Here is a 17,697-nt window from a genome sequence, read left to right as displayed (position 1 = left end):
GTTGGATGTGCTCAGCATCGAAGGGGTGCACATGTTTATCAAATATCAATTTACGACAACAGAATCTGTCATTTTGGATGCGATAAATTTCTGTTAGGGGTAACTTTTCAGGGGTGAAGAAGGCGAGGTAATAATTCCATTTTGCGCAATTGTCTGTGGCTTGAAATTTACCGGCTATGATGCTTTGTATGCTTTCCCAATTGGACAGTATGTTTTCCATGCTGCTATTGAAACATGCAAAGCAAACAATTGACTGGTCACTTGAGGCGTATGCGTAAAATTTGAAGCTTGGGAATTCAGCCTCCAGGCTTCGAAGATTAAGGTCAGCCCTTAATAAACTCTCCATAGTATTCCTTAAATAGTTTTATAAACTCGATTTGGCTCTTGCCTCTGAGTCGGTACTCATTCTTAACTAAGCAATTGCTATTAAGTGCAGTGAGGTGGTGCACCGAAAGGCTTTCAAGTTTGCTTACCGTATGTGCATCTATTTCTTGCTTTTGCGCAACAGGGTTAGGGGAGGCAATGTCGATTATTATGTCGTTTAGATGGATTTCGTCAGGCTCTATCAATGGATTGCCTTCTGGTGAGCCTACAATAATCACACCATGAGAGCTCATGGTTTGGTTTGCGAAATCCAATATCTCCCTGAGTTTTGCGAGCCAACTTTGACTTGAGTTGTGATACAAAAATTTTCGAATTTTAGCTGAATTCTCAATATATTCACTTGTAAGACATTGTACGGAATCAATTGCGCTGCAAATTACGTAAAACTCCAAAAGGCCGATCCAAAGGTTTCGATCCATTATTGCCCCAGGGGCTGTGCTTGGGATCAAAAGATTGGGGCCATATTTCTCTACCATTTGGAAAGGTTTAGGAAGGCCATTGTCAATTAGGTTTTGAGAGATTCGATTTAAGTAAACTTGGACTTCTGTAAGGGTTGTGTTGTTTATAAAGTTCAGATTGAAAGTCAGATTGCTTATGCGGGAGAAACACGCTAAGTAATCCGGGGCAAGTTGTGGGAGTTTTTTATCTGCCAAAAGCTGTATGAAGTGGTTCATTGTGTAGCAAACTAGCCGTCCAGCTTGTTCGTTATAATCAATCGGCGCTTCATCTACTCCATATTCTATCCCTAAAAGCTCGAGTCGTCCATTTGACTCGATAAAAACACCCGCCCCAGAAAATCCATTAATGTATATTTTCTGAGGGCCATTTGTGGCATTTATGATGAACTGGTGGCTCTCTGCAGAGCCTATGGTGCAGTCTTGATTTTTGATCTGCTTGGCATTTCCAACCATCTGAGCCCGACTTTCTGGGTAACCAATCATCCAGCAGGGCGTTCCTGTTCTAATGGCAGATGTTGTCACCGGCGCATAATTTAAACCTTCGATCGGCTCAATTACCAAAATGGCACAATCTAGGCCTTTAGTTTTTCCCCGATCAGGAAATGTAAGGCATTTTTTTACCTTTATCTTTAAGCCGTCGTAACTCTCTACTACTTGCTTTTTTTCAGCAACATGCCGTGCAGTTAAGATATATGCTACGTCGGGGTGCAGAGAACTTACTAAAACTCCGCTTCCTCCGTTAACCTTTACAGCGTACTGATTGACGTGCTGCAAGGCGGTCGTATCTTGTGAGAAGTTCACGGGTAAAAATCCAAACTTTGTATTGTGGATATGTTCGAGGCGTATGTGGCAAGCTCAGCGTTACTGAAAGTCTGGCTTATCACCCCTTGGTAGTTGAAATACAGTTTGGCCTGTGGATGTTGCTTGAGAATCCTGGCTATGGTCAGTCTGTCGGGATGCTGGTGTATCAAACCGTTTGTAGAAAAAAAGAACAACGAGTTATCAATCATCGAGAGAAACTCTTGGCTCGTATTGCTCTGGCTTCCATGGTGAGATACCTTAACGAAATCAACTTTTATCTTGTTAGAATCGCTATATCCCAAGGATGTAAGAGACTGTCGCACCACATCATCGGGTGCATCTGCCAAAAAGAGTGCTCTAAAGTTTCCTAGCTCCAAAAGGAATGAAATGGAGCTACGATTCGCAGGTGCGTCATCATCAACAAATAAATCCTTACTTAGTAAATTTGTAAAAGATTCATTTGTGTCTTTACGCTTTCCAGAAGTATAAGGGCTTATAAACTCTTTCGGCCATTTGTTCGCCAGTTTAAGAATGTCGCTTTTACAAGGGGAGAGTACAGTTAATGTGAATGGCCCTTCTGTATGCTTCTGCCCTGTTAATATTAGATCTTTATGCCAATAGTTTTCCGACATGATTTTGCTTTCTAGGGTAAATGCTTGTCGAAAACTGGTTTGTGGATTTTCGTCCTTGTCAAACTTGACATGGTTTTCAATAATGTCGGGGGTTTTTGTTGCCTCAGTGATCAGAATGGATGAGTTATACCAGAGCTTCTTGGTGATAGTTCCAAGATACCCATCGGTTTCAAAAGCTCGCTTCATTCCACCAATATGATCGCTGTCAATGTGAGTCAGTACGCAGAGGTCGATTGACTGTCCGCTTGCTTTAAGATTATCAAGGATTAGCCTCAATGGGCCGGGTGCCCCATTGGGTCGTCTAAAAGTATTGACCGTTCCCCCATCAATCAATATGTTGAAGGGCCCTTCGTCCCCCAGATAAGAGACCAGCAGGCAATCTCCATGGTCAGCCTGTAAGACAGTCACTCGAATGCTCATCCGAAGCTTCCTTGTTCTATTCACGCTGGCGCATTCCCAACTGCGAAGCTTCGCAGCCGCATCCCTCATAACATCGTCGTGCGAGAGAGGTGTCGGTGTCTTCACGTGACTTGGGCACTAGGTATGGCAAAAGGCCGGCTAGCACGTAGGTTACATCAATCCTGTTTCCCCGTCAGGGTCTGCCTTCGGCTAGTAGACATAACGCTCCCCTGCCTGTGTCGCCAAGCCGGCGCCAGGTGCCGACACTCTGTCCAAAGCTCCATGATGTGCTCGACTTCACCGACGAAGCGCTCCATATCAGCCAATTGCCATGCTAGCAGGCGCATCACGAATCATCTTACTTCTTCGCAGGGAATAATCTTCCACTTCTCCGACACGCCTCAATACCTTAAAGGTATTCAGCAATACTTACTCAATATTAGACACCAAAAACCAAAGGTAGGAAGCTAAAAGCCACAACAACAATACTTAAAGAGCATCACCATGAACCCAGCCTGCGAACGCGCCCCTGCTGCATTTCCCTCAACCTTCCTCACGTTGATCGGGTAATGACCATGCAGTCCCACTCCTCCTGGATCGTCCTTTCCATCACCGCGTTCTACATGCTCAGCCTCGCGCTGATCAGTTTCGGTGTGCGTCGGCACTCGCGTAGCGCCAATAACTACACCACCGGCGGCGGCCACTTTCCGGCGTTTCTGATCGGCTTTTTGATGCTGTCGGAATTTATCGGCACCGCCGTCAGTATCGGTACCGCGCAAACCGGCTTCAAAACCGGTATCTCCGCCGCCTGGAACCTCTTCGCCCTGGCCCTGGGCTTTGTGTTGTTCGCCTGGCTGCTGGCGCGTAAATACAAGGACCTGGGCGACAACACCATCTCCGGCGTGCTGTCGCGCAACTACGGGCAGAAAACCCGTTTTGCCACCTCGATCATCACCATCTTCGCCCTGGAAATCGTCGCGGTGTCCATCTATGCCAGCGGCGGCGCGGTGCTGGCCAGTGTGCTGCAGGTTGATCGCACCCTGGCGATCATCATTGTCGGTGTGGTTTCAGTGCTGTACGTCAGCATCGGCGGTATGCGCTCGGTCATCTATACCAACTTCGTCCACGCCAGCCTCAAGTACCTCGGCGTCGGGTTGGCGTTGTGGTTCGGCTTGAAACAGGTCGGCGGCATCAGCACACTGCGCACTCAACTGCCGCCCAGCATGTTCGACTGGACCGCCATCGGCTGGGGTCAGATCATCGCCTGGATGATCGCCGGGATCGGCTCGATCTTCTCCACCCAGTATGTGATTCAGGCGGTGAACACGGTCAGCGACGCGGGCAAGGCGCAACGGGCGTGCTTCTATTGCGCGGGTCTGATGATTCCCTTCGGTATCGGCGCGGCCTTGATCGGCATGTGCAGCGCCGCCTTGTTTCCCCAGGTGGATTCGCTGCAAGCCTTTCCGCGCCTGATCGCGAGCATGGATCAATTGACCGCGGGCCTGGTGGTGGCGGGTTTGGCCGGTTCGCTGTTCGGCACCATCTCAGCGGTGAGCATGGGCTCGGCCACCTTGTTGCTGCGGGACTTCTACGAGCCCTGGTTCAACCCGGAAAAAAGCGACGTCAAATCCCTGCGTTTTGTCCGACTGGCAACCGTCGTCGTCGGCCTGTTGCCGATCGCGCTGGCCCTGACCTCCGACAAGGTGCTGATGATCGCCTTCCTCGGCAAAGCCCTGCGCGCGTCCCTGGCGGTGCTGGTGCTGATGGTGTTCTATGCGCCTAAATTCGGCACGCCGAAAGCCGCGTTCATCAGCATTATCGCCTCCCTGGTGGCGACCGTCGGATGGTTCCTGGCCGGCAATCCGTGGGGCATCGACAATGCCTATATCGCGCTGTTCACGCCCCTGGTGATCATGAGCATCGGCCACCTGCTGCCACGCGGCACGAACGGCTCGCCCCTGAAAGCCCTGGAACTGCCTTGATCCCGGCGCTCTAGTCAAACCCCGAGAGATCGAGCCACCCTGGGCTTGATCTCTTAGCGCAGCAGCGCCTGCGCCACACTTCTTGACGGCGCCACCGACGACGCTTCGCTCACGGTCGAGGTGACCATGGTCGCAATGATCGACTTGAGCGCCAGTTGCCCCACGGGCTGCCCCTGGCTGTCCGTCACCACCAGCTCATCGACGCCCGCTTCAACCAGCCGCTTGACCGCCGACTCCAGTGACGTCCCCACGGGGACCGTCAGCGCGGCCTGGGCCTTGACCTGGACAAACGGGCGCATGATCGCCTCGACGTTGATCACCCGCCCCCGGTTCACTTCCTTGACGAAGTTGGCGATGTAGTCGTCGGCGGGGCTCATGACGATCTCCTGCCGGGTGCCTTGTTGCACTACCTCGCCGTCACGCAGGATCGCGATGTGATCACCGATGCGCAGCGCCTCATCCAGGTCATGGGTAATGAAGACGATGGTCTTCCTGATTTCTTTCTGCAGGTCCAGCAGCACCGATTGCATGTCCATGCGGATCAGCGGATCCAGAGCCGAGAAGGCTTCATCCATCAACAGGATCGGTGCGTCGCTGGCCAGGGCCCGGGCCAGGCCGACCCGCTGCTGCATGCCGCCGGACAGCTGATTCGGGTAGTGCCGCTCGTAGCCCTTGAGGCCGACCCGCTCCAGCCAGCCCATGGCGATCTCCATTTGCCTGCCACGGGCCATGCCCTGGATCTCCAAGCCGTAGACGGCATTCTCGAGCACGGTCCGGTTCGGCAGCAGCGCGAACTTCTGGAACACCATGGAAATGCTGTGCCGGCGAAATTCCCGCAACTCGTGGGGGCTCATCTTCAGCACATCCACGCCACCGACCATGACTTCGCCGGCCGTGGGCTCGATCAGGCGGTTGATATGGCGGATCAAGGTCGATTTGCCCGACCCGGACAGCCCCATGATCACCTGGATGCCGCCGGATGGCATGCTGATATTGATGTCCTTCAGGCCCAGCACATGACTGTGCCGGCTCAGCAGCTCGGCCTTGCTCATGCCCTGCTTGACCCGCTCGATACTGGCTTGCGCCTGGTAACCGAAGATCTTGTAGAGATGCCTGATTTCGATGCCGAAATCATCGCTCGGATTAGTGGCCATGGACCCGCTCCAGGTGCTTTTGCAGTCTTCTGCCGTAGGCCTGGCTGACCCGGTCGAAGATCACCGCAATGCCGACAATCGCCAGGCCGTTGAACATGCCCAGGGTGAAGTACTGGTTGGAAATGGCCTTGAGCACCGGTTGCCCGAGCCCCTCGACCCCGATCATCGAGGCGATGACCACCATGGCCAGGGCCATCATGATCGTCTGGTTGATGCCGGCCATGATCGAGGGCAACGCCAGCGGTAACTGGACATTTTTCAGTTTCTGCCAACTGGACGAACCAAAGGCATCGGCGCACTCCAGCATCTCGGCATCGACGTGGCGGATGCCGAGATTGGTCAGGCGGATCATCGGCGGCAAGGCATAGACCACCACCGCGATCAGCCCGGCGACCTTGCCGATGCCCAGCAACATCACCACCGGAATCAGGTAGACAAAGCTCGGCAATGTCTGCATCACATCGAGTACCGGGCTGATCAGGTTGCGCAGGCGATTGGAGCGGGCCATGGCAATGCCGGTGGGCAAGCCGATGACGATGGAGATGACGGTGCAGACGAAGATCATCGACAGGGTTTTCATGGTGTCGGTCCACATGTCCAGATAACCGATCGCCATCAGCGTGAACACGCACCCCAGGACGATCCGCCCACTGCGACTGGCGAACCAGGCAATCAGCGCCACCAGCACGATGATGACCGGCCACGGCGTGGTGGTCATGAACCGTTCGGATTGATTGAGGAACACTTGCAGCGGCTGGAAAAAAGCTTCGAACGCATCGCCGTAGGTACTGGTGAAATGACGAAAGGCCCCGTCGATGACCTTTTTCAAGGCGCGGAGTCTTTCGTCATCCATATGTGGAAAGCTGAGCAACCACTCCATGACATTCCCCTTTCGTAGAAGACCGTAAGAACGCTGGCAGGTCATTTCAATACATGGGTGTTTTTATTGTTGTCGCCGCCAAGGGAGCCATGCAGCCCGTCGCAACGGACTGCATGGCTCCGCGGGATTACAGCGCGGCCTTGATCTTGCTCGACGCCTCAGGGCTGACCCACTGGCTCCACAGCGCTTCGTTGTTTTTCAGGAAGTACTTGGCGCCCTCCTCGCCGGTGGCCTGGTTATCGGTCATCCAGGCGATCAGCTTGTTCACCGTGGTATTGGACCAGGCGCGCTTGTTCAGGTAGGCCATGACGGTGGGCGAGCGCGCGGCGAAGGACTTGGTGGTCAAGGTATAGACCCGATCGATCGGCCAGCCGTTGGGTTTCGGATCAGGACAGTCGGCGACCGTGTTGCAACGCTTCCACTCCGCCGGATCGACCGCATGGCCATTGTCCAGTTTCACCATCGGGTACTTGCCCAGCAAGGCGGTGGGTGCCCAGTAGAAGCCCAGCCAGGGCGCCTTGCGTTCGTAGGCCTTGGCGATGGAGCCGTCCAGCGCCGCCGCCGAGCCGGTATCCACCAGCACAAAACCGGCCTTCTCGAAACCGTAGGCCTTGTAGAACTGGCTGGTGACCACCGTGCCGCCCCAGCCTTGCGGGCCGTTGTAGATCGCGCCTTTCTTGGGGTCGTCCGGGGCCGGAAACAGTTCCGGATGCTTCTTCACATCATCGAAGCTCTTGATGTCCGGATGGGCGTCGGCGATGTATTTCGGAATCCACCAACCTTGCGAACCGCCGTCGGACAAGGAGTTCGCCGCCTGAATCAGGTTACCGCTCTGAATGCCCGTCCTGACGACCTCGGGCACCAGGTCGATCCAGCCTTCCGGGGCGATGTCGGGTCGGCTTTTTTCGGCCATCGAGGTGATGGTCGGCACCGTATCGCCGGTGACCAGGCTGGCATTGCAGCCGTAGCCGGCATTGAGGATCAACTTGTCGACGTTGGCCATCACCTCGGCCGATTGCCAGTTCATGTTGGCGATGGTCACATCGCCGCACTCCGCTGCTGCCGCCCATCCACTGAAGGCGACGATCCCCAGGGCAAGTCCCGTCTTCGAGAAAGACTTTATATTCATAAACGCTAACCTCGATTGCGGCCAGAGTTAGGAAGGGCCAACTACCGCGTCATCGGACCTTCTTGGGTGTCAGCAGAATGGACAAATGGACCCATGGCACTGGCGACCGAGGCCGCCGAATCCAGACCTGCTTTTATTGTTTTATCGAAGCCGCCGGCAATCATGGCTTCAAGGCCCGCGGCGGTGACGCCGCGGTAACTGATGAGTGTCTGCAAGAGTTCATCGACGCTGTAGCCAGGGCCGATCAGCTGGCTGGCGTCCACCACCACGGCGTTCACCGCACGCCGGGCAATGGCGACAGGCAGGCCGACGCCCAGGGCATGTTCGAGCAGGCTGCGCGCCAGCAGCGCCGGGTAGGCCGGCCCGGTCCCCACCAGCGCCGTGAGGTAGTTCAAATGACCTTCGCTGAAGACCTGATCGGTGCCGCCGAAGGTTTCGAACAGCCGCTGGGCAAAGGCTTTCTGCGGGTCGCTGACCGCCTGCGCGGCCAACCAGGGCGTGTAGGACTTGCCGATTTGCGCGGCGGCATTGGCCATGGCGCGGATCACCTGGCGGCTGCCGGTCAGCGCCATCACCTCCGCCAAGGGCACACCGGCCATCAAGGAAATCACCAGGCGGTTTTCAGCGAAAATCTCCACCTCGGCAAACTGTTCGGGACGTACGGCGAGGATGATCACCTCACAACGCTCCACCAGGGCCTGGTTGTCACAGGTCAGCGTCACCTGCGAGCGCCTGGCGCCCGTTAACGGGTTACGGCCGCTACGGTTCGACAGCACCAACGCCTCGGGCGGGATAAACGCCTTGTCGAGCAGCGCCTGGGCAATCGAGCGGCCAAGCCATCCCGATCCACCGATAATGCCTATCGTGGGTGCGTCGAACATATGAACCTGCCTTCGTCAGTCAGAAGTCGCGGTCATTGCGGGTTGGGGGGTGACGCGTCATCCGTGACATACCCATGGCGGGCGTAGAAGCGTTTCAACTCGCGCTCCAGGGGTTCCTGGCCGGTAAAGATCTTCACGTACTCGGGAATCCGCCGCATGCGCTCGCCGATGTCCTCCCGGGTGTTGGTGCTGATGTAGCCGATCTGCGTCAGGTAGATCGTTCGCGCCCGCACATCGGCGGCGTCGAAGTCATAGTCGAAACGCCTGAACATCCGGATCAACGCTTCACGTCGGGCGATGTCGGCGACCCGGATATGTTCGGCCACTTCTGCGGACTGCAAGGCCCAGCTGCGCATGGCGAACTCGAACTGTGAATCGAACAGGTCGGGGTTCAGCCAACAGTCGAAAACATTGAGCATCGCCTCGGCAATGCTCTCGGCATAACACTCGGTCTGGGCGACCAGGTTGCCGGTGTTCTTCACCCGCCAACGTTCGATCAAGGCGCCGAGCAGCTCTTCGCGGTCCTTGAAGAACCAATAGAAACTGGTGCGCGACAGCCCCAGCTTCTTGGCCAGCGGCATCACCCGGACCGTGTCGACGCCGCACTCGGTCAGGCTTTCATACGCGGCGTCGAGCCACCCTTCCAGGGACCCTCTCCAGCCGCTTTCTACTGCTTTGGATGGTTCGTTCATGGCTCGATCCTAATCCCTCACCCAGCACTGCGCAAGCAAAATGTACACCTGTGTCCAGCTTATTGACACAGGTGTACATTTCGCCCTACCGTAATTTCAACCGAGGTCCCTGCCCTGTTCCGGAGAGTCTTGACGATGCTGAACGATCCGCTCCTCCAGCCCTATCAGTTGAAGCACCTGACTCTGCGCAACCGCATCATGACCACCGCCCATGAACCGGCCTATCCGGTGGACGGCATGCCCAAGGCGCTGTATCGCGCCTACCACGTGGAACGGGCGAAGGCCGGCGTGGCCCTGACCATGACCGCGGGGTCGGCCGCGGTTTCCCGGGACAGTCCGCCGGTGTTCAACAACATCCTCGCCTACAAGGATGAGGTGGTCGGCTGGATGCGCGACCTCACCGACGCCTGCCACGAGCATGGCGCGGCGGTGATGATCCAGTTGACCCACCTGGGCCGGCGCACGCGCTGGGACAAGGGCGACTGGCTGCCCGTGGTATCACCGTCGTTCGAACGCGAGGCCTCCCATCGCTCCTTCCCGAAGAAGATGGAAGACTGGGATGTGGAACGCATCATCAAGGACTATGCCGATGCCGCCGAGCGGATGAAGGCCGCCGGCCTGGATGGCATCGAGCTGCAAGCCTATGGGCATCTGATGGATCAGTTCTGGTCACCGCTGACCAACGACCTCGAGGCGCCCTATGGGGGCTCCATCGACAATCGGCTGCGCTTTACCTTCGACATCCTGCGGGCCATCCGCCAGCGCGTCGGCCATGAGTTTATCGTCGGCGTGCGCTATACCGGCGACGAGCAAATGCCCGGCGGGCTGACCCAGGCCGATGGTTTGGACATCTCCAGGCGTCTGAAAGACAGCGGCATGGTGGACTTTCTCAACGTGGTGCGCGGGCATATCGACACCGACGCCGGCCTGACCGACCTGATTCCAATCCAGGGCATGCGCAACTCACCGCACCTGGACTTTGCCGGGGAGATTCGCGCCGCCACCGACTTCCCGACCTTTCATGCGGCGAAGATCCCGGACGTGGCCACCGCCCGCCATGCCATCGCCTCGGGCAAGATCGATATGGTCGGCATGACCCGCGCGCACATGACCGATCCGCATATCGTGCGCAAGATCATCGAGGGCCGTGAAGAGGATATCCGCCCCTGCGTCGGCGCCAACTATTGCCTGGACCGGATCTACCAGGGCGGGGCCGCCTACTGCATCCACAACCCGGCCACCGGCCGCGAAACCAGCATGCCCCATGACATTCCAAAGGCCGCGCGCCAGCGCAGGATCGTGATTGTCGGGGCCGGTGTCGCCGGGCTGGAAGCGGCACGGGTGGCGGCGGAACGTGGCCATGAGGTGCTGGTGTTCGAAGCCGCCAACCAGGCCGGCGGGCAGGTTCGACTCACCGCGCAATCGGAACGGCGGCGGGAAATGATCAGCATCGTCGAGTGGCGCATGGCCCAGTGCCTGGCGCGCGGCGTGAGCTTTCGCTTCAATACCTGGGCCGAAGCCGGCACCGTGCAGGACGAAAACCCGGACGTGGTGATCATCGCCACCGGCGGCCTGCCCCACACCGAGATTCTCTCGGCCGGCAATGAGCTGGTGGTCTCGGCCTGGGACATTATTTCCGGGGATGTGAAACCCGGGCGCAATGTCCTGCTGTTCGACGACGCCGGTGATCATGCCGGCCTGCAAGCCGCCGAGTTCATTGCCAAAACGGGCGCGAAAATCGAAATCATGACCCCGGACCGGACCTTCGCGCCGGAGGTCATGGCGATGAACCTGGTGCCCTACATGCGCTCGCTGCAAGCGCTGGATACCACCTTCACCGTCACCTTCCGCCTGCTCGCGGTAGAGCGCGAGGGCGCCGGGCTGCTGGCAAGCATCGACAGCGACTATGGCAGTGCGCGCAAGGTCCGGCGCGTCGATCAAGTGGTGGTCAACCACGGCACCCGACCGCTGGACGAGCTGTATTTCGAGCTGAAACCGGCGTCCAGCAACGGTGGCGTGGTTGAGCAGCAGGACCTGATCGTCGGCCACCCGCAACAGCTCGTGACCAATCCGGACGGCAAATTCCAGCTGTTCCGCATCGGCGATGCGGTGGCGGCGCGCAACACCCATGCCGCGATCTACGACGCCTTGCGACTGGTCAAGGACTTGTAAGCCAACCCATTCCCAGGTGCAAAACATGCCAGACAATGAAGCCCCCTCCTGGAAAATCAGCGCCAAGAACGGCATTCAAGGCCCGGTCAGCGGCTCGCTTTATCATTCGTCTTCCACTGATGAATGGCTGCCGACAGCGGCGGAAGGCTTTTGGATCAAGCCGCTGTTCGAGGACCCCGAGCGCGGTGAAAAGACCCTGTTGATGAAGGTCGATCCCGGCGCCCAGGTCGCCAGTCATACCCATGCCGGGGAGCTGGAGCAGTTGTTCGTACTGCAAGGCTCCTTCTTTGATCAGGAGCGAACACTGAATGTCGGCGACTACTGTTGCCGGGCGCCGGATGCGGCACATAGCTCGGGTTCGGTACAGGGGGCTATTTTGCTGTTGATTTATACCCGCCGGTGAATAGAAGCCGCAGACGATGACATCCCCCCCAAGTCCGTTACGCTCGGGGGGGTTGTGCCCCCCTCCTCCAGAGCTGACACCACAACGCCCAATCCCGGATCAACGCCGTCCGCACCGGCACTATCGACACGGCCGATAAATATGTATATTCGAATATACGAATATTCATATGTATTGTGAGACACCACCATGAGTCTTTCCCCCGCGACTGTCTTCAAGTGCCTCGGTGACGAGACCCGCGCTCGGATCATGCTGATGCTCTGCGAACAGGGAGAGCTTTGCGTCTGTGAACTCATCTGGGCACTGGACGATAGCCAGCCGAAAATTTCTCGTCATCTTGCCCAGCTACGCACCTGCGGACTGCTGGAAGATCGCCGCCAAGGGCAATGGATCTATTACCGCCTGCACCCGCAGTTGCCGGAGTGGGTCGCGGACATTCTCCAGGTGACCCTCAAGGCCAATCGAGCCTGGGTCGACCGGAGCACCGACCGCCTTACCTCCATGGCAGACCGCCCTGTTCGCCAGGCCGCTTGCTGCTGAGCCCGCGCCCGAGACAATCAAAGGTTGGCCGCCCTCTCACACTTCCCATCCCGCTCATACCCCAGGCCCCGCGGTTGAGCATCCAAGCCCAGGAGCAAATGATGAAAGTTCTGTTCATGTGTACCGCCAATAGCTGCCGCAGCGTGCTCAGCGAAGGCCTGTTCAACCTGATGGCGCCTGAAGGGATGACGGCCGTCAGTTCCGGAAGCTTCCCCAGCGGGCGCTTGAACCCTCGCGCGGTTAGCACCTTGCAAGGGCTTGGCGTGGACACTTCGGGACTTTATAGCAAGGGCTCGGAAAGCTTTGCCGACAATCCGCCGGACCTGGTGATCACCGTGTGCGACAAGGCCGGCGGCGAGCCCTGCCCGGTGTACTTCGGCCCCGCCATCAAGAGCCACTGGGGCCTGTCCGATCCGTCCGAGGTCAGCGGCACCGATGAAGAGATCCAGGCCGCATTTGACGCGACGGTTGCGCACATCCGCCAGCGATTCGCCGCCTTTTTCTCTCTCGATTTCAAAGCGCTCAACCCTACGGAGTTGAAGCAGGCGCTGGACCGGATTGGTGAGCTCTGATGAACGACTTTACCCAGGAAAACCCCAGCGATGCGCCGAACCTGGACCTGTCACTGTTCGATGTACCTAGCGATGAGCGGCTCGCCCAGTACCGCCCGCCCGCGCACAAGCCACGCATTCTCTTGCTGTATGGATCGACTCGCGAACGCTCCTTCAGTCGGTTGCTGACGGAGGAAGCGGCACACATCCTGACGCTGATGGGCGCCGAGACGGTCATCTTCGATCCGTCCGGCCTGCCCCTGCCCGATGATGCGCCCGTGGACCATCCCAAGGTGCGGGAACTGCGCGATCGGGTGATGTGGTCCGAGGGCCAGGTCTGGTGCTCACCTGAACGCCATGGCTCGATGTCCGCCGTGTTCAAGGCGCAGATCGACTGGATTCCCCTGGCGCTGGGAGCGGTGCGGCCCTCGCAAGGCAAGACCTTGGCCGTGATGCAGGTGTGCGGCGGCTCGCAGTCGTTCAACACGGTCAATCAGCTTCGCGTGCTGGGCCGCTGGATGCGCATGGTCACGATTCCCAACCAGTCCTCCGTGCCCAAGGCGTTCCTGGAGTTCGATGAGGCCGGGCGCATGAAGCCGTCGCCCTACTACGACCGAGTTGTCGACGTGATGGAGGAGTTGATGAAGTTCACGCTTCTGTTGCGCGGCCGGGAGGAATACCTGGTGGACCGCTACTCCGAGCGCAAGGAAAGCGCCGAAGCACTCTCCGCGCGCGTCAACCAGCGCTCCATCTAGGAGGACTGGCCACACGCCTCGGCGAGCATAAGATCGCCTTGGGCCTACACATTGACCGGCCACCCTTGACCTCGGTGGTGGTCGGCATCCGGTCCGAGCACGTGACCTCGCGCGGCCGTTGCAAGCCTTTGCATGTGTTTGACAAGAGCAGTGGGCTGCGGATCAGTTGATGCGATTGGCCTCTTGCTGGCGCTTGTTGATCTATTGACCTGGAAATCCAACACCCGCCGCATGACGGGGTTAAAACAAGACCCCCTAGTAGACCGATCGACTAGGAACCACTACCATCGCCCCATGAACACTCCAAAGACTCGCGAAACATCTGATGTCCGCCAAGGAATCCTTGATGTAGGCCAACGAATCATGGCCGCCAAAGGGTATACCGCCGTGGGCCTGAACGAGATCCTGGCCACCGCCGGTGTGCCGAAAGGATCTTTCTATCACTACTTCGGCTCGAAAGACGCGTTTGGCGAGGCCGTGCTGGAAGACTATTTCGAGTCCTACCTCGACGATATCGATCAGACGCTCGCCCAGCCCAACCAGACGATGGCCCAGCGGTTGCTGAACTACTTTCACATCTGGCAGGCCACCCAGTCCTTTCAGAATTGCCAGGGCAAGTGCCTGGCGGTGAAGTTGGGCGTGGAAGTTGCCGACCTTTCCGAAACCATGCGCGCCGTGCTCCAGCGAGGCACGGCGGGCATTATCGATCGCCTCACGAATGCGATTGAGATCGGTGTGGCCGAAGGCTCTCTGACCATCACCGGTAATCCTCGCAACGTTGCGCAGAGCCTCTATCAATTGTGGGTCGGCGCCAGCGTCATGGTGAAGATTACGAAAAGTGTCCAGCCCTTCGAGACGGCGATAGCCACGACCCGCCAGATTCTCAACCTGCCCTGAATCATGGCATGAGTGGTGTATCGCCCATCGTGGTGCTGCACTGCTCGCGTTACTCTCCCCCCCCAACGTCAATCCACTGTCCTTTCGCGACACCTCATCGCGTAGGAAAAACCCATGAGAAGCGTTGCGCAAAAAGACCTGAAAAAATACTAGACGACTGGTCTAATGGAAGATACTGTAGCCACACATTCACCCCACCCGACAAAAAGGAATACAGCGTAAAGTGCCATCAAGCCACGTAGCGATGCTGTTCTATCCACAGCACGTCGCGGAGCTGATCATCAAGGCTACCCAATAATTTTTCTTCGCCCAGGCCATAGACGACCAGTCTAATTAAAACGCTCGATTTGTCGTGATCCCACGGCCTCAAACTGAAAACAGGACGCTCAAAATGAAAATTCTCATGGTACTGACCTCCCACGACACCCTTGGCAACACTGGCCGTAAAACCGGCTTCTGGTTGGAAGAACTGGCAGCGCCCTACTACGCCTTCCTCGCCGCCAATGCAGATATCGTCCTGGCCTCGCCCAAAGGTGGCCAGCCGCCGCTCGATCCGAAGAGCAACGAGCCATCGTTCCAGACCGACCTGACCCGCCGCTTCGAGAGCGATGCCGTGGCGACCGCCCTGCTCGCCAACACCGTGCGACTGGACAGCGTCTCCCAGGGTGATTTCGACGCGGTGTTCTACCCAGGCGGCCATGGCCCATTGTGGGACTTGGCTGAAGATCCAAAATCGATCCATCTGATCGAGGCGTTCCTGGCTGCCGGCAAGCCTGCTGCCCTGGTGTGCCACGCTCCGGGCGTGCTGCGCCACGTGAAAAAGCCTGACGGTACGCCACTGGTTGCAGGCAAAAAAGTCACCGGTTTCACCAATACCGAGGAAGAAGCTGTAGGCCTGACCGACGTAGTGCCCTTCCTGGTTGAAGACATACTGGTCGCCAACGGTGGCCTGTACTCCAAGGGCGATGACTGGTCCTCCCACGTCGTCAGTGACGGTCTGCTGATCACCGGCCAGAACCCGGGCTCGTCCACCGAAGCCGCTCAGGTCCTGATCGCCAAGCTGAACCCGCTCAACGCCTGAGCCCGCCCTTGACGGGAGACGCGCAAACGTCTCCCGCCGGTGTGGTCACCACCGTGGAAGCCCCGTATGCTGCAAAATCGCCATGGGCCGGTTCTGCAGGAGGCGTGGGTGGCAAGGGACTTGAGGACACTATGACTGACCGCGAGCAACTCCATCGAGAGGGCTATGTGCTGCTGCGCCGAGCGATCCCGGCCGAGTGGCTGGATGAGCTTCGCACCGTATTCGATGCAGGCGTGAAACCGTCGGATCAATGGCCAGTACCGCGGGGCATGGATTGTCGCCACTCGTTGTTGGACGATGACTCCAGGGTTCAGGCGGTGTGCCGCCTGCCGGAGTTGCTGGCGGTGGTGGGTGAGTTGATCGGAGAACGATTCTTCCTCTCCCAGGTGGAGGGTCGCGAGCCCCTGGCCGGTCGCGGCCATCAACAGCTGCACCGCGACTTGTCGGCCCAACGGCCCGGCGACATGGTCGGCGCCCTGGCTTATTTTGACGACTATGGCCCCGGGAACGGCGCAACACGGATCGTCCCCGGCAGCCATCGCCCCGGGCAGGAAGAACCACCCTTGAACTTCAATGACGAGTCCCGGTCCGTGCAGCTTTCAGGCTCCGCGGGAGACATCCTGGTCTTTGATGTCGATCTGGTGCATGCGGGCAGTCTGAACGTCATCGGCGCACGCCGTCGCTCCATCCTGATCAGCTATTTCTCGGAACCCCTATACGCGTCGCACCTGGAAACAGTGGGGCTGCGAAATATTCGGATGGACACGAGCGATCGGTTCGACCCCGCGGACTTTGCCTTGAAGGGCGATTCAAACAACGCTTGAGATGCCTGAAGTTATTTCTCATGGACGCAAATCCACACCTGACGGACTATGCCGCTCAATGCGGTGAAGACTCGTAGTGCTCGCTCTAAACAGGGCAGTTGGCGTCGACGACTGACCAGGAAATCCGCGATCAGCCACGCAGGAGCCGAGCATGAATATCGCCAACTGGCTGGACGACGCCGGCCTTCGTTACCCAGAGCGTCCGGCCTTGTTCGAGGGACGACGGCAAGTCGCCAACTACGGCGTCTTTGTCGACCTGGTCCGGCACCGTGCCGGGTATCTGATCGACGAGCACGGCATTGCCCCCGGCGATCGGGTCGCGCTGTTCATGATGAACTGTTGCGAATACCTCGAACTGCTCTATGCCATCTGGTGGGCCGGCGCGGTGGCGGTGCCGATCGACTGCAAGCTGCACCCCGTCGAGGCCGGCTGGATCGTGCGCAATGCCCGGGCCAGGCTGATTTTGACCGATGGCGGCCAGGTGTTCGCGCCCGGGGCCCTGCCCCAGGTGTGTCGAGAGCTGGATCGGGAGGACATGGGCGCACTCACCTCAATCACTTCGCCGCCGGACACGCCCTGCCCGCGTCAGGCCGATGACCTCGCCTGGCTGTTCTACACCTGCGGCCCCACCGATCGCTTCAAGGCAGTGATGCTCAGCCATGGCAACTTGACGGCCATGTCACAGGGCTATTCACCCGATGTCGATCCGATCGACGCCGATGAGGCCGTGGTCTATGCAGCGCCGATGTCTCACTGTGCCGGGCTCTATAACCTGATCCATGTACGCCGGGCCGCTCGCCATGTCGTCCCGGAGTCTCGCGGCTTCAAGGTCGACGAACTGTTCGAACTGGCGAGCGGGTTCGGCAATATCACGTTGTTCGTGGCCCCCGCCATGTTCACCTGCATGGTCGAACAGGCCCGCCACCAAGGCTACGATGGCGGGGAAATCAAGACCATCATCTATGGCGATGCGCCCATCTACCCGACAGAACTGCGTAACGTACTGCTCAAGAACAGCTACGGCGAACTCCTCAAGACGGAGCTGCGCCTGTGGTTGAACACCAGTGCCAACGACACCGCCG

The 17,697-nt window shown here is 58.1% G+C and carries 16 protein-coding genes and 1 pseudogene; 10 read left to right on the top strand and 7 right to left on the bottom strand.

Going from position 1 to position 17,697, the window contains the following annotated elements:
- Nucleotides 1-323: 323 nt before the first annotated feature.
- The gene (locus tag M5C01_RS29830; RefSeq protein ID WP_152741927.1) at nt 324-1,643 is read right to left on the bottom strand and encodes an ABC-three component system protein; all 1,320 of its coding nucleotides are present in this window, start codon (nt 1,641-1,643) and stop codon (nt 324-326) included.
- Nucleotides 1,640-2,695 (bottom strand): MBL fold metallo-hydrolase, encoded by a 1,056-nt coding sequence (locus tag M5C01_RS29825; protein WP_152741928.1) that lies wholly within the window; start codon nt 2,693-2,695, stop codon nt 1,640-1,642. Before M5C01_RS29825 ends, M5C01_RS29830 begins: the two co-directional genes overlap by 4 nt.
- Before the next feature lie 554 nt (nt 2,696-3,249).
- Between M5C01_RS29825 and M5C01_RS29820 the strand changes: the two genes are divergently transcribed.
- Nucleotides 3,250-4,656 carry a sodium:solute symporter family protein gene (locus M5C01_RS29820; protein WP_152741929.1) on the top strand — a complete coding sequence of 469 codons (1,407 nt, stop codon included), beginning with the start codon at nt 3,250-3,252 and terminating at the stop codon, nt 4,654-4,656.
- A gap of 53 nt (nt 4,657-4,709) precedes the next feature.
- Here the strand turns inward: M5C01_RS29820 and M5C01_RS29815 are convergent, their stop codons facing one another.
- From M5C01_RS29815 to M5C01_RS29795, 5 genes are all read right to left on the bottom strand, one after another.
- Nucleotides 4,710-5,810, bottom strand: a complete 1,101-nt coding sequence (locus tag M5C01_RS29815; protein WP_152741930.1) for a glycine betaine/L-proline ABC transporter ATP-binding protein — start codon at nt 5,808-5,810, stop codon at nt 4,710-4,712.
- On the bottom strand, nt 5,800-6,690 hold the full coding sequence (locus M5C01_RS29810; RefSeq protein WP_152741931.1) for a proline/glycine betaine ABC transporter permease: 891 nt from the start codon (nt 6,688-6,690) through the stop codon (nt 5,800-5,802). The genes M5C01_RS29815 and M5C01_RS29810 overlap by 11 nt, the downstream gene beginning before the upstream one ends.
- Before the next feature lie 127 nt (nt 6,691-6,817).
- Nucleotides 6,818-7,819 (bottom strand): ABC transporter substrate-binding protein, encoded by a 1,002-nt coding sequence (locus M5C01_RS29805; RefSeq protein WP_103496814.1) that lies wholly within the window; start codon nt 7,817-7,819, stop codon nt 6,818-6,820.
- Between the two features lie 41 nt (nt 7,820-7,860).
- Nucleotides 7,861-8,700 (bottom strand): pyrroline-5-carboxylate reductase dimerization domain-containing protein, encoded by an 840-nt coding sequence (locus M5C01_RS29800; protein WP_152741932.1) that lies wholly within the window; start codon nt 8,698-8,700, stop codon nt 7,861-7,863.
- A 32-nt stretch (nt 8,701-8,732) separates the two neighbouring features.
- Nucleotides 8,733-9,392 carry a TetR/AcrR family transcriptional regulator gene (locus M5C01_RS29795; RefSeq protein ID WP_103496816.1) on the bottom strand — a complete coding sequence of 220 codons (660 nt, stop codon included), beginning with the start codon at nt 9,390-9,392 and terminating at the stop codon, nt 8,733-8,735.
- Between the two features lie 135 nt (nt 9,393-9,527).
- On the opposite strand from M5C01_RS29795, the gene M5C01_RS29790 reads away from it, so the two are divergent.
- The 9 genes and pseudogenes from M5C01_RS29790 to M5C01_RS29750 form a co-directional block, all read left to right on the top strand.
- The gene (locus M5C01_RS29790) at nt 9,528-11,564 is read left to right on the top strand and encodes an NADH:flavin oxidoreductase (protein ID WP_152741933.1); all 2,037 of its coding nucleotides are present in this window, start codon (nt 9,528-9,530) and stop codon (nt 11,562-11,564) included.
- Nucleotides 11,565-11,589: 25 nt separating this feature from the next.
- Nucleotides 11,590-11,967, top strand: coding sequence for a cupin domain-containing protein (locus M5C01_RS29785; RefSeq protein WP_178130011.1), 378 nt, complete (start codon nt 11,590-11,592; stop codon nt 11,965-11,967).
- Nucleotides 11,968-12,156: 189 nt separating this feature from the next.
- Nucleotides 12,157-12,507 carry a metalloregulator ArsR/SmtB family transcription factor gene (locus M5C01_RS29780; protein WP_152741935.1) on the top strand — a complete coding sequence of 117 codons (351 nt, stop codon included), beginning with the start codon at nt 12,157-12,159 and terminating at the stop codon, nt 12,505-12,507.
- A gap of 101 nt (nt 12,508-12,608) precedes the next feature.
- The gene (locus M5C01_RS29775; protein ID WP_103496820.1) at nt 12,609-13,079 is read left to right on the top strand and encodes an arsenate reductase ArsC; all 471 of its coding nucleotides are present in this window, start codon (nt 12,609-12,611) and stop codon (nt 13,077-13,079) included.
- The gene (arsH, locus tag M5C01_RS29770) at nt 13,079-13,813 is read left to right on the top strand and encodes an arsenical resistance protein ArsH (RefSeq protein ID WP_152741936.1); all 735 of its coding nucleotides are present in this window, start codon (nt 13,079-13,081) and stop codon (nt 13,811-13,813) included. The genes M5C01_RS29775 and arsH overlap by 1 nt, the downstream gene beginning before the upstream one ends.
- A gap of 294 nt (nt 13,814-14,107) precedes the next feature.
- On the top strand, nt 14,108-14,710 hold the full coding sequence (locus M5C01_RS29765; RefSeq protein WP_152741937.1) for a TetR/AcrR family transcriptional regulator: 603 nt from the start codon (nt 14,108-14,110) through the stop codon (nt 14,708-14,710).
- 391 nt (nt 14,711-15,101) lie between these two features.
- On the top strand, nt 15,102-15,791 hold the full coding sequence (locus tag M5C01_RS29760; RefSeq protein ID WP_152741938.1) for a type 1 glutamine amidotransferase domain-containing protein: 690 nt from the start codon (nt 15,102-15,104) through the stop codon (nt 15,789-15,791).
- A 131-nt stretch (nt 15,792-15,922) separates the two neighbouring features.
- Nucleotides 15,923-16,615: a phytanoyl-CoA dioxygenase family protein gene (locus M5C01_RS29755; protein ID WP_152741939.1), complete on the top strand. Its 693-nt coding sequence runs from the start codon at nt 15,923-15,925 to the stop codon at nt 16,613-16,615.
- Between the two features lie 151 nt (nt 16,616-16,766).
- Nucleotides 16,767-17,612: pseudogene (locus M5C01_RS29750) on the top strand (AMP-binding protein); the annotation flags it as partial.
- Nucleotides 17,613-17,697: the final 85 nt, after the last annotated feature.

Source organism: Pseudomonas sp. MWU12-2319 (assembly GCF_023242525.1).
GTDB classification, from domain to species: domain Bacteria; phylum Pseudomonadota; class Gammaproteobacteria; order Pseudomonadales; family Pseudomonadaceae; genus Aquipseudomonas; species Aquipseudomonas gingeri_D.
Note: the sequence above shows the minus strand (reverse complement) of the source record. Positions and strands in the feature narration are given on the sequence as shown.

Excerpts from the sequence above, each read along its gene's own strand:
- M5C01_RS29815 (WP_152741930.1), bottom strand. The coding sequence starts at position 5,810 with ATGGCCACTAATCCGAGCGATGATTTCGGCATCGAAATCAGGCATCTC.
- M5C01_RS29765 (WP_152741937.1), top strand. The coding sequence starts at position 14,108 with ATGAACACTCCAAAGACTCGCGAAACATCTGATGTCCGCCAAGGAATC.
- arsH (WP_152741936.1), top strand. The coding sequence starts at position 13,079 with ATGAACGACTTTACCCAGGAAAACCCCAGCGATGCGCCGAACCTGGAC.
- M5C01_RS29805 (WP_103496814.1), bottom strand. The coding sequence starts at position 7,819 with ATGAATATAAAGTCTTTCTCGAAGACGGGACTTGCCCTGGGGATCGTC.
- M5C01_RS29800 (WP_152741932.1), bottom strand. The coding sequence starts at position 8,700 with ATGTTCGACGCACCCACGATAGGCATTATCGGTGGATCGGGATGGCTT.
- M5C01_RS29795 (WP_103496816.1), bottom strand. The coding sequence starts at position 9,392 with ATGAACGAACCATCCAAAGCAGTAGAAAGCGGCTGGAGAGGGTCCCTG.
- M5C01_RS29820 (WP_152741929.1), top strand. The coding sequence starts at position 3,250 with ATGCAGTCCCACTCCTCCTGGATCGTCCTTTCCATCACCGCGTTCTAC.
- M5C01_RS29780 (WP_152741935.1), top strand. The coding sequence starts at position 12,157 with ATGAGTCTTTCCCCCGCGACTGTCTTCAAGTGCCTCGGTGACGAGACC.
- M5C01_RS29755 (WP_152741939.1), top strand. The coding sequence starts at position 15,923 with ATGACTGACCGCGAGCAACTCCATCGAGAGGGCTATGTGCTGCTGCGC.
- M5C01_RS29810 (WP_152741931.1), bottom strand. The coding sequence starts at position 6,690 with ATGGAGTGGTTGCTCAGCTTTCCACATATGGATGACGAAAGACTCCGC.
- M5C01_RS29775 (WP_103496820.1), top strand. The coding sequence starts at position 12,609 with ATGAAAGTTCTGTTCATGTGTACCGCCAATAGCTGCCGCAGCGTGCTC.
- M5C01_RS29785 (WP_178130011.1), top strand. The coding sequence starts at position 11,590 with ATGCCAGACAATGAAGCCCCCTCCTGGAAAATCAGCGCCAAGAACGGC.
- M5C01_RS29825 (WP_152741928.1), bottom strand. The coding sequence starts at position 2,695 with ATGAGCATTCGAGTGACTGTCTTACAGGCTGACCATGGAGATTGCCTG.
- M5C01_RS29790 (WP_152741933.1), top strand. The coding sequence starts at position 9,528 with ATGCTGAACGATCCGCTCCTCCAGCCCTATCAGTTGAAGCACCTGACT.
- M5C01_RS29760 (WP_152741938.1), top strand. The coding sequence starts at position 15,102 with ATGAAAATTCTCATGGTACTGACCTCCCACGACACCCTTGGCAACACT.